This is a genomic window from Acinetobacter sp. 1130196, from assembly GCF_000588095.1.
Lineage (GTDB): Bacteria > Pseudomonadota > Gammaproteobacteria > Pseudomonadales > Moraxellaceae > Acinetobacter > Acinetobacter nosocomialis.
On the sequence record NZ_JFWX01000016.1, the window covers coordinates 42498 to 58996 of the forward strand.

11 protein-coding genes and 1 pseudogene are annotated in these 16499 nt (G+C 38.3%); 4 read left to right on the forward strand and 8 right to left on the reverse strand.

Features of this window, described 5'->3' with window-relative positions; translation table 11 throughout:
- Nucleotides 1-49: 49 nt before the first annotated feature.
- Nucleotides 50-2125 (reverse strand): polyphosphate kinase 1, encoded by a 2076-nt coding sequence (gene ppk1, locus J671_RS13990; RefSeq protein WP_004887241.1) that lies wholly within the window; start codon nucleotides 2123-2125, stop codon nucleotides 50-52.
- Between the two features lie 307 nt (nucleotides 2126-2432).
- On the opposite strand from ppk1, the gene J671_RS13995 reads away from it, so the two are divergent.
- The gene (locus J671_RS13995) at nucleotides 2433-4214 is read left to right on the forward strand and encodes a bifunctional metallophosphatase/5'-nucleotidase (RefSeq protein WP_006580913.1); all 1782 of its coding nucleotides are present in this window, start codon (nucleotides 2433-2435) and stop codon (nucleotides 4212-4214) included.
- 72 nt (nucleotides 4215-4286) lie between these two features.
- Here the strand turns inward: J671_RS13995 and J671_RS14000 are convergent, their stop codons facing one another.
- Both J671_RS14000 and J671_RS14005 read right to left on the reverse strand, forming a co-directional pair.
- Nucleotides 4287-4688: a Fur family transcriptional regulator gene (locus tag J671_RS14000; RefSeq protein WP_004887245.1), complete on the reverse strand. Its 402-nt coding sequence runs from the start codon at nucleotides 4686-4688 to the stop codon at nucleotides 4287-4289.
- Nucleotides 4689-4824: 136 nt separating this feature from the next.
- A complete protein-coding gene (locus J671_RS14005) occupies nucleotides 4825-6786 on the reverse strand; it encodes a TonB-dependent receptor plug domain-containing protein (protein WP_004887246.1) in 1962 nt (653 codons plus the stop codon).
- A gap of 217 nt (nucleotides 6787-7003) precedes the next feature.
- Between J671_RS14005 and J671_RS14010 the strand changes: the two genes are divergently transcribed.
- On the forward strand, nucleotides 7004-10138 hold the full coding sequence (locus tag J671_RS14010; RefSeq protein ID WP_004887247.1) for a multidrug efflux RND transporter permease subunit: 3135 nt from the start codon (nucleotides 7004-7006) through the stop codon (nucleotides 10136-10138).
- Nucleotides 10139-10183: 45 nt separating this feature from the next.
- Here the strand turns inward: J671_RS14010 and J671_RS26140 are convergent, their stop codons facing one another.
- From J671_RS26140 to J671_RS14030, 5 genes and pseudogenes are all read right to left on the reverse strand, one after another.
- Nucleotides 10184-10384, reverse strand: a complete 201-nt coding sequence (locus J671_RS26140) for a phosphopantetheine-binding protein (RefSeq protein WP_371508613.1) — start codon at nucleotides 10382-10384, stop codon at nucleotides 10184-10186.
- 18 nt (nucleotides 10385-10402) lie between these two features.
- Nucleotides 10403-11053 (reverse strand): annotated as a pseudogene (locus tag J671_RS14015) (isochorismatase family protein); the annotation flags it as partial.
- Nucleotides 11054-11073: 20 nt separating this feature from the next.
- Entirely contained in the window at nucleotides 11074-12738 is a 1665-nt protein-coding gene (locus J671_RS14020; RefSeq protein ID WP_004887249.1) for a (2,3-dihydroxybenzoyl)adenylate synthase, read from the reverse strand.
- A gap of 11 nt (nucleotides 12739-12749) precedes the next feature.
- The gene (locus tag J671_RS14025) at nucleotides 12750-13973 is read right to left on the reverse strand and encodes an isochorismate synthase (protein WP_004887250.1); all 1224 of its coding nucleotides are present in this window, start codon (nucleotides 13971-13973) and stop codon (nucleotides 12750-12752) included.
- Between the two features lie 44 nt (nucleotides 13974-14017).
- On the reverse strand, nucleotides 14018-14788 hold the full coding sequence (locus J671_RS14030) for an SDR family oxidoreductase (protein WP_004887251.1): 771 nt from the start codon (nucleotides 14786-14788) through the stop codon (nucleotides 14018-14020).
- Between the two features lie 265 nt (nucleotides 14789-15053).
- On the opposite strand from J671_RS14030, the gene fes reads away from it, so the two are divergent.
- Together fes and J671_RS14040 are read left to right on the forward strand one after the other, a co-directional pair.
- Complete coding sequence (gene fes / locus J671_RS14035) at nucleotides 15054-16253, forward strand: enterochelin esterase (RefSeq protein ID WP_004887252.1); 1200 nt, start codon at nucleotides 15054-15056, stop codon at nucleotides 16251-16253.
- A 29-nt stretch (nucleotides 16254-16282) separates the two neighbouring features.
- Complete coding sequence (locus tag J671_RS14040) at nucleotides 16283-16498, forward strand: MbtH family protein (RefSeq protein ID WP_004708805.1); 216 nt, start codon at nucleotides 16283-16285, stop codon at nucleotides 16496-16498.
- The last annotated feature ends 1 nt before the right edge of the window (nucleotide 16499 follow it).

Genomic DNA, 16499 nt, shown 5'->3' on the forward strand with positions numbered 1-16499 from the left:
AGGTGATTAAAAGGTCATAACAGACAAATATTCTGCTATGACCGAACTTTTACACGGCTAAGTTCATTAAGTATTGCTGTGCAATATAAAGATCTTGCTCTGGTTTAGGCTGACATTGCACCCAAGTTCCATCGGCTTGTAGTTCCCATGCTTGACGATTATCTTTTAGATAATTGTTTAGCCCATCTTCAATCACTTGTTTCTTTAATTTTTTACTTTCGATTGGGAAGCAGGTTTCGATACGAGAGAACAAATTACGTTCCATCCAGTCTGCACTAGCGCAAAACACTTTTGTATCACCATCATTATAAAAATAGTAAACTCGAGTATGTTCTAAATAGCGTCCAACAATTGAACGTACTCGAATATTATCGGACAACCCTGTAACTTGTGGTATTAAACAGCAAATTGAGCGAATAATTAAATCAATTTGTACACCCGCTTGAGAAGCTTTATAAAGCGCGCTGATGAGCTGTGGTTCAGTAAGCGCATTCACTTTAATGATGATGTGTGCTTTTTTGCCAGCAAGGCTATTTTTAATTTCTTGTTCAATAAGCTCTAGCAACTGAGAGTGCAAGGTAAAAGGTGCATGAAAAAGTTTCTTAAGCTTTGCCATTTTGCCCATACCGGTCAGTTCTTGGAAAATCTTATGTACGTCTTCACAAATTTCAGCATCACTCGTAAGCAGGCCAAAATCGGTATAAATTTTGGCATTCACCGCATGATAGTTGCCTGTACCTAAGTGGACATATCTTTTAATTTTGTCTTGTTCACGGCGAACAACTAAAATCATTTTAGCGTGAGTTTTATAGCCAACAATGCCATAAACGACAACTGCACCTGCTTCTTGCAATACGTTAGCTACTTCAATATTGGACTCTTCGTCAAAACGTGCTCGTAACTCAATAACAGCAGTGACCTCTTTACCGTTACGCGCCGCTTCTGCAAGAAGTTGAACGATTTCCGAGTTGGCACCACTACGGTATAAGGTTTGTTTAATTGCCAAGACATTTGGGTCTTGAGCAGCTTCCCGAAGAAACTTAATAACGGGTGCAAAAGAATCAAATGGATGATGAAGTAAAACATCCCCTGCTTTTAACACATCAAAAATTGGCTTTTTGCTATAGAGAAGTTTTGGTAAAACCTGTTGATACGGTTTATAGCGCAACTCTGGCAAATCAAAGTTGGAAATAAAACGGGCTAAATTGACAGGACCATCGACGTAATAAAGATGTTCTGCATCTAAATCAAATTGCTCTAATAAATAGTTCGCAATTTCTTCAGGACATTTTTTTGCTACTTCCAAACGAACTGCTTGACCAAAACGGCGTGAAGATAATTCACCTTTTAAAGCTGCCGCCAAGTCTTCTACATCTTCAGAAACGGTTAAATCAGCATTTCGGGTCACACGAAATTGATGACAGCCTGTCGCTTTCATACCCGGAAATAAATCCGAAATATGCTGGTGAATAATGGCAGAGAGCAGAATGTAATGTTCTGCACCACCGGAAATATGCTCCGGAATTTTAACAAGTCTTGGTAAAGAACGCGGTGCCGGCACAATAGCTAAATCAATCTGACGTCCGAAAGCATCTTTGCCTTCCAAAGTCACAATGAAGTTAAGACTTTTATTAACTAACCGTGGAAATGGGTGTGCAGGATCAAGACTAATTGGTGTAACTACAGGTTGTACTTCTTTAAAAAAGTACTCTTTAATCCATTCTTTATGTTTTTCTAATATATCGCCGTGCTGAATAAAGTGGACGCCATAGCCTTGCAACTGTGGCAACAACGTATAATTTAAAATCTTATATTGCTCTTCAACGGCTTCATGAGCATTTTTCGAAATTTGCTTTAATACTTCTGGTAATGGCAGACCTTCTGGTCCAGTCGCTTGTGTCATTAGGCTAATTTTCTGGATTAAACTTGCCACACGAATTTCAAAAAATTCATCCAGATTACGTGAAAAAATAATTAAAAAATTTAAACGTTCAAGTAATGGGTGTTCAATATCTTTGGCCTGAGCGAGCACACGCTTATGAAACTCTAATAAAGAGAGTTCTCTATTGATATATGTCTCTAAATTATGCTGGTTTGAGCTAGATAATGTAGGTAATGATGTCATTCTTGACTCTTATAATGGATAAAAAGTGAACATGAATAAAAAAGATTAATTTAAAAATATATAACCGATTTTATTCACTGAACATTTTGTAACTGTTTTATTGCAAATTCATGAATTTTTTATGAAAAACTTAAAAATTAACATCTATTTATGTGTCTTAAATATTTCCTTTTATTAGTTTACCTCTAATATTATCTTAGCATTAATTTTTTAAAGATCATCTGATTTTGATTAAGATTTAGTTTTCATCAAATATTCACACAGTATGCGTATTTTTTATGCATCTTAATTCACCAATTGATAAAAAATGACAACTTTAAATATATTATTTAAGACAACATCTTTATGTCTGGCGATGGCTTTATTAGCCGGTTGTAATGATAACAATGACAGTGATTCAAATACATCTGCGCCCCGAAGTAACCAGATTGTCGATATTTTAGCTTTTAATGACTTTCACGGAAATCTAGAGCCACCTAAACGCTACGTTGATGCCGCTAACCCTAATGACGCGTCTCGAACAGTTCGTATTCCAGTTGGTGGTGTGAGTTACCTTGCAGACGCAATTAAAAAACTTAGAGCTCAAAATCCAAATAATGCTGTTGTTTCAGCGGGTGATTTAATTAGTGCTTCGCCACTCACTTCTTCATTATTTTTAGATGAGCCAACCATTGACGTCATGAATGATATTCAAATTGACTTTAATGCAGTCGGTAACCATGAGTTTGACCGAGGTACAGATGAGTTACGCCGTTTGCAAAATGGTGGATGTCAACAATATACAAGTACAGTACCCTGCCAAATTAATAAAAACTTTAGTGGGGCGAAATTTAATTTCCTTGCAGCTAACGTCGCAATGAAAAACGATGCAAGTAAAACTATTTTTCCAGCTTATAAAGTCAAAATGTATGGCGGAATTCCAGTAGCATTTATTGGTTTAACGCTTAAAGCGACTCCAAGTATTGTTTCTGCAGCCGGCATTAAAGATGTTGAATTTCGTGATGAAGCGGATACGGTCAATGCGCTAATTCCTGAACTACAAAAACAAGGAATTCAGGCAATTGTTGTAGTTGTTCACGAAGGTGCTGCACCAAGTACTAAACTTAATGAAAAAACTTGTGATGGCTTAAGTGGACCTATTTTAGGTATTTTAGATCGCTTAAATCCGGCAGTTGATATTGTTGTTTCAGGGCATACGCATCAATCTTATATTTGTGACTATGCAACTAAAAATCCAGCTAAGCCATTCTTACTGACTTCAGCTGGCCAATACGGCACACTTATTACCGATATTAAGATTGAGCTAGACGGTAAAACTGGCGATATCATTAAAAAAGATGCTAAACAAATTCCGATTCAAAGTGAGGCCTATACTTCAGGCACAATGACCGTAAGCCTTACAGATCTTTATCAAAAATTTAGTAAGACACCAAGTATTGAAGCGATTTTAGATAAATACCGTCAGGCGGTAACAACCATTTCTGGACGCGTAGTTGGAACTTCTACTGCCGTTGTGAGCCGTACTCAAGTCGAAAGTGGTGAAAGTCCGTTAGGTGATATGATTGCCGACGCACAACAAGCCTCTGCTCTTAAAGCAAGCGATCAAGGTTCAGACTTTACACTCATGAACCCAGGTGGTGTACGTGCCGACCTCTTAATTAATAACAATAACCAAATTACTTTTGGTGATATTTTTGCGGTTCAGCCTTTTGGTAACTCTATTGTGACACTGAGTTTAACCGGTAAACAAATTCGAGATGTGCTTGAGCAGCAATGGTCTGGTGGAAATGCAAGTTCTCCTAAAATTTTACAGCCGTCTAAAGAGTTAAGTTATCAATATTCAGCAAACACAACCGTTTCACCACGAGCAAGCAATATTATGGTTGCTGGTTCCCCATTGGTTGATACGAAGGTGTACCGTGTAACGGTAAATAGTTTCTTAGCAGATGGTGGTGACAACTTCACTGTATTAAAAGATGGCCAGAACCGCGTTGGTGGTGGTCAAGATATTGATGCCTTTGAAAGCTATGTTGCTAAAAATTCACCACTCATTATTCCGTCTACAACTCGAATTAAAGTCATCAAATAATTTCATTTAATGAAGTATAAAGGACAGTACGAAGCTGTCCTTTATTTTTATATGAAAATTTAAACGAAATTTTTATTCAGTATAGAGGTTAAGTTCTACACTGCTGATGTCTGTTCCAGTATTTGCAAAAATAATATCTATAACTTCGTGTAATAGTTCCTTCACTTTTTCATGTTCAAAGCTTGAAGTTTCGGCTGTTTTTAAGCAAATCAGATTACAACTCATTTTGTCTTTTCTGAGTTTATAAATACTTTTACTTTTTCCCAAAAACACTCTTTTGACGAGTTTACGATTTTCAAATTCAGATAAAATTCGGTAAATAGTTCCTAGCGTAATTTTATATTCATTTTTAAGTTGTGCATAAATACTATCCGCACTTAAGCCATGTGGGTTCTGATTTAAAATTTCAAAAACCTGTATTCTCGATTTTTTTATCGGTAGTCCATTTAATAATGATTTTGATATTGTCGTCATGTTAATTAACCTGAATGTTTAGAAATATAGGAATTTTTAAAAATTATTTTGTCTATATTTACTTGAAATCATGGGTGTTTTACTAAAAATCTCAAAGCCTATTCCCCTATGAATAAGCTTTGAGTCTAGATTTAGCTTAGAAACTATAAGTCGCTTTTAAGAAGTAATTGCGGCCATAAAGTTTGGTATTAAAGGTTTTGTTTTTATCCTCCAAATCAACATCGGTCAGGTTTTTTACACCATAGTCCAGTGTTAAACGTGGCGTAATAGGAGAAGTAAATGTCACGTCATAGGTGGTATAAGCTGGCAACTCTTTAGTTGCAGAGTACATTTGTTTGCCTACATAACTCACGCCTGCATTTACACGAAAGTCTTGAACTGGTGCCCAGGAAATAGAGCCATTGGCAAGCCATTCTGGTCGTTCGGTTAAGTCTTTACCTGTGGTTTTATTTTTTGCGTCGAGATAAGTTGCGTTTGCCTTAACACCTAAATTGTCAGTGAAATCATATCCACCTGTAAGCTCAACACCTTTGAGTTCTGCGCGACTCACATTGGTCCAGATTTTTCTAAAATCACCTACTAAACGCGGGTCACCATCACTCAAGGTAATTGCTTCAATCAAGTTCTTCACATCGTTTTGGAAAACTGTAACGCCAGCATTCCAGTTTGGACGGGTCACAATTAAGGATGCTTCATAGTTTGTACTTTCTTCGGGTGCTAGGTTTGGATTACCTCGAATGTGACAACTACCTCCACATGAAATCATCGAGTAGTTAATGTCTAACTGAGCAGGAGCCGGAACTTTATAAGCTTGTCCCACGCCACCTTTAAGTATGACTCCTTCAGCGAGTTGATATGCTAAATAGGCTTTACCTGTGGTTTTACCATCAAAGTCATCAAAATCGTCATAACGACCACCTAATGTTAAGGTAAGTGCGTCATTAATATGGGTATCGTTTTGAACAAATATACCGTAGCTCTTTTGCTGATTCTTTCCAGTGCCGATATAACTTACGACATCTGTAATTTTCTGATCTTTATAATCAAAACCACTGGTCGTATTATTCATGAGCCAGTCAAAGTTGGCAAAAGCACGGCCAATTAAATTTTCTTGTTTATAGTGACGGCTTTGAGGCGCATCGTATTCACTGTCATAGTCATAAATTTTGGCGGTTTCTTTACCGATATAAGCTTCTGTTTTACCCCAAGCCCATTTACCACGGTGAGCAATCCCCACATTGGTACGTTTCATTTCTGATTCTTGAATGGAGGTAGCTGCATCTTGAGTTAGCGGGCGTTTATCGTTGTTATAGCCCAAATCTAGATCTAAGGTTTGCTGGTCATTAATATTCCAGCTTAAAGTACCATTTACGTTTTTGGTGTCTTTTTCTACAAAATATGCACCATCTGGATCTGGCTGGCCCTTTCTATACCATGCATCGCGGTTATAAGCATCACCTGCCAGAGTGAAACTTAAATTATCGGTTAAACCACCGTATAGATTAAACCCGTAACGGTACTGGTTTTTACCATCACCACGGTCTGCTCGGTTATATTGACCAAAAATAGAACCGTGTAATTGTCCATCTTCTGCTTTTTTGGTAATAATGTTAATAACACCGCCCATCGCATCTGCACCATAGAGAGATGACATTGGCCCACGAATCACCTCAACACGCTCAATACTATTTAAAGGAATCGCACTCCAGTCAAAGTCATTGCCTCGCCACATGGCGCCATTAGATGACATGCGTTTACCGTTTAAAAGAATTAAGGTGTAGTTCCCTGAGGTATTCAGCATTCCCCGTATAACGATTTTATCTTGACCACTGTTATAGTTATAAACCCCAGCTTGTTTTTGTAAAACATCGGCAAGGCTGAGTGCCGCGCTACGTTCAATATCTTCACTTGTGATTACACTAATCGATGCAGGTGCTTTATCTACATCTTGTTCTTTTAAAGCAGCAGAAACCACAATAGTTTTAAGTTTTTGAACAGGTTCATTTGTGCCTTGTTGGTCAATATCGGTATTTGCTTGGACTGCAAATGGAAGCAGTGTTGAGAGGGCGACCACCAGCGCCTTTTTTGTTAACGTCATTTCTCGGTCCTTATATTTTATAACGATTACCATATGATAATTGTTATCATTTATGATGTGCCGAGCATGATAGCCCCATGACTTTTATTGTTCAAGATAAAAGTAATTATTATTTATATAATGATAATCATTATTGTTTGTTTGGTTTAAAAAAGTTAATATTGCAATTTGGTGTGCCTAAAAACCTATTGAAAACAAGCTTAAAGTAGACATAACAATGCTCTCTCGATTTTTTATTTATCACCCTATTTTTGTATCTGTCATTGCCATCACTATTCTTATTTTTGGTTTTTTTTCTATTCGTGCAATGCCGGTTGAGCGTTATCCAAACCTAGCTCCTCCAAGTGTCACAGTGATTGCTAATTACCGAGGTGCGTCTGCTGAAACTGTTGAAGAAAGCGTAACTCAGATTTTAGAACAACAAATTAAAGGACTAGATAACTTACTTTATTTCACATCAAATAGTGAATCGTCAGGAACGACCAGTATTGATATTCATTTTAAAATTGGTACAGATATCGATAAGGCACAATTACAAGTACAAAATCGCATTAACAGTGCATTAAACCGTCTACCTGAACAGGTCCAACGACAAGGGGTAAATATTTGGAAAACCACAGGTGATATGCTGTTAATTGTGGGGCTATACGATGAAACAGGAAAAGCCAGCAATATCGAATTATCGGACTATATGGTCAATCACTTTGAACAACCACTCTCACAATTGCAAGGAATTGGTGAAGTGGATGTGTTTGGTTCAAGTTATGCAATGCGTATTTGGTTAAATCCAAATCAACTTAGAAATTATCAACTTATGCCGAGTGATGTTGAACAGGCACTTGAAGATTACAATACTCAAATAGCTGCTGGCTCAATTGGTGCTATGCCTTCTGCTTCTGATCAGAATATTTATGCCAAAGTTACTGCTGGTTCTCGATTAAAAACAGTCGATGATTTTAAATCGGTTGTCGTTAAAGCTAATGTAGATGGCAGTCTGGTTTATTTAAAAGATGTGGCGAGAGTTGAATTAGGCGCCGAAAACTATGAAAGTATCAATACGCTAAACGGCTACCCTTCCGCTGGTTTAGGTATTTCACTCAGTCCTGATGCGAACGCGATTGAAACCTCTGGTCTAATTAAAGCAAAAATTGAACAGCTCAAGCAGCATCTACCTACTGGATATAAAATTGTTTATCCACGTGACAATACACCGTTTATTGAAGAGTCCATTAAACAAGTCATCATTACTCTGCTTGAAGCTGTGGTGTTGGTCGTCATTGTCATGTATCTCTTTTTACAAAATTGGCGCGCTACACTTATTCCAACCATTACTGTACCTATTGTGATTTGCGGTACCTTTGTTGTGTTGTATTTGACTGGTATGAGTATTAACACTCTTACCCTGTTTGCACTGGTTTTAGCGATTGGATTATTAGTCGATGACACGATTGTAGTGGTTGAAAATGTTGAACGGCTTATGCATGAACAACATTTAAGTGTTCGGGATGCATGCTTAGCATCGATGCAGGAAATTACTGGTGCATTGATTGGTATTACCTTGGTACTAACCGCCGTATTTATCCCGATGGCTTTTTTTAGTGGTTCAACGGGTATGATTTACCGCCAGTTTTCAATTACCCTAGCGGCTGCGATGTTGTTATCTTTATTGGTAGCCATGTTTATTACGCCAGCTTTGTGTGCTGTCTTACTAAAAAAACAAACTCAAAAACCTAAATGGGGACAAAAACTTGAGACTTTGCTTGAAAAAGTTAAAGTTGGTTTTAGTTTTTTAGCAACAAGTTTAATCAAATTTAAAGCACTTTCATGTCTTGTCGTGTTGGCTTTAGTTGCTGTTTTAATTGTGATTTATCGTAGTTTGCCGACGAGCTTTATTCCAAATGAAGATCAAGGTTTGTTGGCTGTGCCTTATAGTTTGCATAACAGTGCTTCTATGAGCCAAACACAAGAAGTAGGTAAACTGGTCAATAACTATTTCTTTGAACATGAAGCTAAAAATATTAATACCGTACTAGTAGTTAATGGACAAAACTTTTCAGGAAGTGGTCCAAATTTAGGCATGGCCTTTGTTTCCTTAAAGCATTGGAATGAACGTAAAGGTGAAGCTAATACTGCAAGTGCTATTCGTGAACGTGCGCAAAATTACTTGCAAAAAAACTTACCAGCTAAAGTTATGGTGGGTATGCCTGCAAGTGTTTCTGGTTTGGGCCAATCTGATGCTCTAGAACTTTGGCTCAGAGATGTAAATGGTCAAGGACGCAATGAACTCATTAAACAATATAAAGCTTTAGAAAATGAATCTCGCAATTATCCTGCTTTTGAAAATTTAAGCCCGCTTGTAAGTGAGAATAAGGCTGAGGTTTTCATTCAGCTCGATCAGAATAAAGCCAAAATATTAGGGATTGATCAACAAGCGATTCGCTCAACCCTATCAACTGCTTGGGGTGGAAACTATGTGGGTGATTTTGTTGAAAGAGGCAAAATTAAACGAATTATTATGCAAGGTGATGCTGAATTTCGTTCTAAACCTGAAGATTTAGCTTATTGGCACGTCCGTAATAATACAGGTGGAATGCTTTCTCTTGCACATTTTGGTCGAAGCGAATGGATTGGTGGCCCAGAGACCTTAACGCGATTTATGGGGCTTGCTGCCATACAACTTGAAGCAAATGTCAGTTCTGGCTTTAGTTCAGGTCAGGCGATGCAACAGTTAAGTGATATGGTGAGCAAACAGTCTGGTGTAGATGTCGCATGGAGTGGCCTCTCTTTACAAGAGCAGCAATCGAGCCAACAAGCCTTATTTTTATACATTATCTCTATTTTATTTATTTTTTTATGTTTAGCCGCTTTATATGAAAGCTGGAAAGTACCTCTTATTATTTTACTAGGACTTCCACTAGGAATTACTGGAACTCTTGTATTTGCTCAAATCTTTAGCTTACCAAACGATGTGTATTTCCAAATCGCGTTACTAACGGGTATTGGTTTGTCTTGTAAAAATGCGATTTTAATTGTGGAGTTCGCAACTAAAGCCATAAAACAAGGTAAAGGCTATGTTACTGCTGCGTGTGAGGCTTTAGCTTTACGCTTACGTCCAATTTTAATGACGTCTTTAGCTTTTGGTGCAGGTGTTATTCCCCTTGTCGTTGCTACAGGTGCTGGTGCCGTGAGTCGCCATGAAATTGGTATGAGTGTATTTGGCAGTGTAGTTATAGGAACTTTACTGGTGCCTGTATTTACGGTCTTTTTCTTTGTTTTGGTACATAGTTTACCGGTTTTAAAATGGTCGCTTGGCCGTGTATTTAGATATAGAAAAGACCATTCATCTTTATAAAATAAAAAAAGCAGATCAATGATCTGCTTTTTTTATCATTTGAATTTAAGCGACTAGTTTCTCAATCCATACTTCTAATGTAGGTTGTTCTGCCAAATCTTCAAAGCTTACCTGAGCACCATAAGCCTGCCATTTACCCACTAAAGTCATTAAGCGAACTGAATCAAGCCCAAGCATGAGTAAATCATCATTTAACTGAATGTCTGAAGCTGGAATTTGTAATTGTTCACTTACCGCGAGAACAATTCCTTCTGGGGTTAATGGCGAGGTTGCTTGTTCGAGTTCCCAAGCACGAGTCACTTGTTGAGTTGTCATCACCTGAGCACAACGTGTACTCGCATATTTTAATGCCATATCGTGCTCTTCGCGACTAAAGTCAGCGAGTGCATCTCCACATAAAAATGGTTGTATGTTTAGCATAAATGCTTCTGCGGCACTCATGAGACAGCCAATATGGGCATAAACACCACAAATAATAAGTTGATCACGGCCCGACTCACGCATGAGTTGTTCAAGTGGGGAAAACTTAAATGCGCTATAACGCCATTTTGTTAAAACAGTATCATTTTTCTGAGGCGAGATTTCCGGCAAAATCTGAGTAATATACGGATCATCTTTTAACCCGGTTCCCCAAAAATCGGTCAATAGTTGACGGTGTTCAGGCGTCTGATTACCGGGCTGTGCAGTATAAACCACTGGAATATTAAATTTACGTGCGGTTTTAATCAGTTCTTTGGTATTTCTAATGAGCTCTGGAATAGGTGCTTGAGTTTGGTCATAAAAATCTAAAAAATACTGCTGCATGTCATGGACCAGTAACACGGCGCGATTGGTATGTAACTGCCAATGGGTTTTATTGGGCGTAAACTCATGGGCTTGAGGCATACTGTAGCTAGCAATTTTGGGAATACTCATTAAATTTTCCTTTTTTATCTTTAGGCAAGAACATTGGTTTTAGTTTCAAGTTGTTGACGTAATCTTTTTTTGTTGATTTTTCCAAAAGCTGTATATGGAAACTGCTCGATAAATTCGACACGATCAGGAATTTTGTAGGTAGCAAGCCCATAGTCTTTCAGATGTTGTCGAACTGACATCGCAAGGCGAATTGGACTTGGATCATCAGGTTGTGATTGCCATGCCACGAAAGCACAACTTTTTTCACCCATAACTTCATCGGGCATAGCAACCAGCGCTGCCAAGCGGATTTGTGGATGAGTTAATAACGCTTGTTCCACTTCTTCAGTCGCAATTTTTTCACCAGCACGATTAATTTGTTCTTTTGAACGCCCTTCCACAACAATGCAGCCATCTTCACGGATACGGACTAAATCGCCTGTGCGATAAAAACCGTCTGGTGTAAAAGAACGAGCATTATGCTCCGGTGCTTGGTAATAGCCGCGAATGGTATAGGGGCCACGAGTGAGCAAATGCCCTACCTGTCCAGCTTCTACGGGTTGGTCATGATCATCTAGTACTAAAATTTCGTCATCTGGCGAGATTTTTAAACCTTGGGTATGAATAATTTGTTCTTTTGACATGCCAAAACGGGTGTAGTTCACAAGCCCTTCAGCCATTCCAAAGACTTGTTGCAAACTAACCTTAAACTCATCAATTAAACGTAAGGCAGCAGCATCGGGTAAGCGTGCTCCACCGACTTGCAAGCAACGTAGAGTTGATAATATTGAATCTTGATCTTTGGCTGCTTTATCCATCCACGGTCGAACCAAGGCAGGAACCAAACAAGCATCTGTCACACCGTGTTTTTTAATAAGTGGGAATGCAGTTTCAGGGCTTGGATCTGTACCTAAAACCACCGCGCCGCCAGCATAAAAAATGCCTAAAGAACCAGCCGAGCTCATTGAAAAGTTATGTGCCGCAGGTAAAACCATCAATAAACGTGAAGTCTGATTGAGTTCGCAAATTTTGGCACTTTCACGCACACTGTATAGATAATCATCATGAGTACGTGGAATCAGTTTTGGAACACCTGTGCTACCCCCCGAAAGCTGTAAAAAAGCCACTTGATCTGCTGTAGTTGGCGAGATTGCTTCCGCTAGAATTTCTGTTTCTTTTAATAGATTTTCGATAGCAACAAAATTGCCAGCATCTCCAAGTACAAATACATACTCTAAGCAAGCTGCTGTTTGCTGAAGCTTTCCGGCAAGCTCTCGGTAGTCAAATTTTTGTGCACCAAAATCAGAACAGAAATAAGCTTTTGCTTGCGTTTGTTTAAAAAAGCTACTGAGTTCAGCATATCGATGGGCAGGCAATGACATGATAGGTAAAGCACCTAATCGAATCAGGGCGAAAAATAGAACATAGAACTGATAGTGGTTTGGCATTTGTACGACGGCTTTATCACCCGCGCGTAAGCCATATTGATATAAATGGCTTGCACAACAGTCAACTAAGTTGTCAAATTTTTCATAGCTAACAGCTTTATCTCCATCATAAATTGCAATATTTTTCGCATACTTTTGAGCACTTTCCCGTAAAAAGTCACTCAGATTTTGCCCAATCCAATAGCCTTTTTTACGGTAAGCCATGGCAAATTCTTCTGGATATGGTACAGCGCCCTCTAAATACTTTATTGTTGTCATCTGTATATTCCTTATCGTGGTAATTGGTCTGGTGAAATGTGCAGGCCATCAAGTACAGTACGGAACTTTGCAGCAGTTTCAGCATGTTCAGCTTGTGGACGTGAGGCTTCCACAATTCCTGCACCGGCAAATAAACGGGCAATATTTTGATAAATACGAGCACAGCGCACGGTCACAGACCATTCACCATTACCTTCGGCATCGGCCCAACCCATGGTTCCGGCGAATAGTTCACGGTTAAATGGTTCAAGTTGCTGAATCAAATTTTTTGCTACGGAACTTGGCTCACCACAAATTGCAGGTGTTGGATGTAGACGTTCAATTAAGTCAAAAACATGAGTATCGGCTTGCTTAAGCTCGCCCGTAATGTGTGAGGCCAAGTGCCAAAGACGTTTGGTGCGAATAAGTGAAGGTTGTTTGGGCACATGTAGTTGCTTGCAGAAAGGAGTGAGTTCATCGGCAATCATTTCGATGACAAGAGCATGCTCATGTTGATCTTTTTGTGAAGCCAGTAAAGCTCTTGCATTATTTTGGTCAACAATTGGGTCATCATCGCGTGCTAATGTGCCCGCAACAGGTTTACTCCAGATTTTATTATTTTGCTTTGCAATTAATAGTTCAGGACTTGCACCAACAAACCAACCTTCGCTTTGAGGGTGTCTTGCGACTGCATAGTTATATCCTTCAGGATTATGCTTGGCCAAGTTATAAAATACATCTGAGACTGGAAGATTCTCTTCAAATTCAAGTTGTAAAATACGTGCAAGTACTGCTTTATCTAGCTTTTGTGCCCGCATTTGTTGTACTAAATATTCAACCTGTTGTTTATAGTGTTCACCTGAAGGTAAATAATCGGCCTGCTTTAAGATTAAGTCATCAAGATTAATATCAGTTTGTGAAAATAAAGCTTTCTGGTAAACCTTGGCATCTAGCATTAGCATTAAATTGACATCTGCCGATGAACTAAATGGCAACCCACCCATAACCTTGGCATCGCTATAACCATCTGCAATTGCTTGTTGTAATTGTAGACGGGCTTCGTTTAGCCACTCTTTTAGCTGAGTGTCTTTTGTAACCTCAATATCTTTAAGTTTTTGATGACTCGATATGATGTATTCAGGAGTCGTAAATATAAAACCAGCGTTATCAGTGCAATTTAAAACTTCTTTTGCGAGTGTAATTCTGCTTTCAGTAAAATTTTCTCGTTGGATAAAATACGGATGCTGTACCGACATCTCGCAACTCCTTATAAAATTATTTTGTTGTGATGAATTAATATTTAAACGCCTAATGTGGCTCCCCCATCGACCACAATTTCTTGCATAGTAATTTGTGCTGCTTGGTCTGAAAGTAAAAAGCTAACGGTATTAGCGATATCTTCAGGCTGGGCAAGTTTTCTAAGTGGAATGCCAGTGCGGTACTGGTTTAAGTCGCCATCAATAACAGCAGGTGGAGGCGAATTGTCTGTCCAAAGCTGTTGTTGCATTTGCGTTAAAGTAGAACCTGGCGAAACGATATTGAGTCTGACTTGATGAGGTGCGATTTCAAGTGCAAGATTACGGCAGTAATGACTCAGTGCCGCTTTACTCGTTGCATACATGCCGAGCTGCATACGTGGCATACGTGCACTATTTGAGCTAATAGTGACAATACTTCCCTGTTTTTTTTCACAAAAGTGCTTGGCAAGTTGTTGACTAATTGCGATGGGTGCCATGACATTCACCGCAAAAAGTGTTTGCCAATCTTCCGGTTTTGCTTCAAGCATAGAACGCATAATTAATACGCCCGCTGCATTTACTAATCCTGTAATGTTGTGCTTTTCCAAAAGCTCTGCAATTAAATTTTGAGTAGTTTGTTGCTGTGTAATGTCTTGTGAAATTCCTTGCCAACGTGATATTTCATGGTTTTCTAGCTTTTGAATGATTTCCCATTGTTCTGGGTTTTCCTGTTGATCAATACCAATCACTTGATGCCCTTGCTGCAATAATTTTTTTGCAATAGCAGCTCCAATACCTCTTGCAGCACCTGTGACCACGATGGTAGAGCTCATATTTAACTCCTATTTGAAGCGATATTAAATTGCGCAACATAATTGCAAATAATTATCATTATTATCAAGTGCAATAAATATCAAACATATGATTACAATCTAAATCCAGCTATTTATTAACCATAATTTTAAATTAAGTTATTGTTTTTAATTAATATTATAAAAATAAGCATTTCTTTATTGATTATAATGATAATTGTTTTCATTTACTAATGAGAATCATTTTGATAATTTGACCGCGCTTTCTTGTCAAGATGGACTCAAAATGAAGCCATTTTCTCATCCTTTACATCCCCTATTTCAACAACTCAATGTTGGGAGTGAACTCTGGTGGAATACCATTAAAAAAGTAGGTAGCCCACTCGTTAACCTACAAAAAAATAAAGCGCTATGTACCTTTGTTTGGCGTAGTGCTGAGTCTAAAGAAAGTATTGGTGTTTACATCGATATCTATTCACAGAGCCCTTCTATCTATGAAAAGTGGAATCGTTTTAGCCATATAGCTGGAACGGATGTGTACTTTTTTGAAATAGAACTTCCTCTAGACTGGTCTGGGAGTTACGTTCTAGTTGTCACGAAAGATGAAGCTCCAAACTCAACCTGTACTACTACTCGACGTCAGTGGTGGCAAACACAACTAAAGGAAAACGCTCAAATTGATCCTTTAAGCCACCAAGCAGTTTATACAGGACATTTAGCGCGTTATATCAATCAGATTCAACTCAAAAACACAAAATCTTTAATAGACGATTGCCGAATTACAAAGACATTTAAATGGTCAAGTCGCTTATGCCAACAAGATTACTTGGTTGATATTTTTATTAGTGGTGAATTAACAGAAGAAAATCTGCCATTAATTATTTTGCTTGATGGCCAAATCTGGAGTCGAGAGCTTTCTCTTCTTCCTGAAATTCAACATTTAACTGTTTCATCTAAGATTCGACCAGCAGTTTATGTTTTTGTTCATAGTTTAAATAGCCAACAACGTCAGCGAGATTACGGATGTCATGATCTGTTTTGTCAGGCACTTTTAAATGAGTTAATTGAACAACTTATTCAAAAATACACCTTTATTTCACATCAAAATATCACATTGTGTGGGCAAAGCCTAGGCGGGTTATGTGCACTTTATAGCGCTCTGCTTTATCCAGATATTTTTCAGCGGCTAATTTTGCAATCCGGATCGTATTGGTGGTCGGATTTTTCAAAAAGTGCTTTAGCCAAAGAACACATAGGTAACCTTTTAGAATTCGTTAAAAAATCTCCAAATGCTTTATCTCAAAAAGCACAGATTTATATCAGTGCAGGCATCTATGAAACCGATATGCAAGAAGATGCACTTCAACTTTACCAACAATTGCAAGCATTTAATGACGTGAGTTTCCAATGTTTTGCAGGAGGCCATGATCCTGTGAACTGGCGCCCAGACTTACTTAAAGCATTGCAAGTTTTTCTTTCACTATAACCATTTGTTTCATCAAGGATAACAATACTATGAGTAACTTACAGGAAAATTATATCAATCCATTTGATAACGAAAGTTTGTCTTTTCAAGTTCTAAAAAATCAGCAAGGTGAATTTAGTTTATGGCCTGCGCAGCATCCCGTTCCGTCTGGATGGGATGTGCAGTATGGTCCTGACACACGGTCTTCATGCATTGCTTATGTAGAAAAGCATTGGTTAACCATTAATCCTTTTCAGCAAGCGTAAT

Excerpts from the sequence above, each read along its gene's own strand:
- J671_RS14005 (WP_004887246.1), bottom strand. The coding sequence starts at position 6,786 with ATGACGTTAACAAAAAAGGCGCTGGTGGTCGCCCTCTCAACACTGCTT.
- ppk1 (WP_004887241.1), bottom strand. The coding sequence starts at position 2,125 with ATGACATCATTACCTACATTATCTAGCTCAAACCAGCATAATTTAGAG.
- J671_RS14020 (WP_004887249.1), bottom strand. The coding sequence starts at position 12,738 with ATGACAACAATAAAGTATTTAGAGGGCGCTGTACCATATCCAGAAGAA.
- J671_RS14030 (WP_004887251.1), bottom strand. The coding sequence starts at position 14,788 with ATGAGCTCTACCATCGTGGTCACAGGTGCTGCAAGAGGTATTGGAGCT.
- J671_RS14040 (WP_004708805.1), top strand. The coding sequence starts at position 16,283 with ATGAGTAACTTACAGGAAAATTATATCAATCCATTTGATAACGAAAGT.
- J671_RS13995 (WP_006580913.1), top strand. The coding sequence starts at position 2,433 with ATGACAACTTTAAATATATTATTTAAGACAACATCTTTATGTCTGGCG.
- fes (WP_004887252.1), top strand. The coding sequence starts at position 15,054 with ATGAAGCCATTTTCTCATCCTTTACATCCCCTATTTCAACAACTCAAT.
- J671_RS14000 (WP_004887245.1), bottom strand. The coding sequence starts at position 4,688 with ATGACGACAATATCAAAATCATTATTAAATGGACTACCGATAAAAAAA.
- J671_RS14010 (WP_004887247.1), top strand. The coding sequence starts at position 7,004 with ATGCTCTCTCGATTTTTTATTTATCACCCTATTTTTGTATCTGTCATT.
- J671_RS14025 (WP_004887250.1), bottom strand. The coding sequence starts at position 13,973 with ATGTCGGTACAGCATCCGTATTTTATCCAACGAGAAAATTTTACTGAA.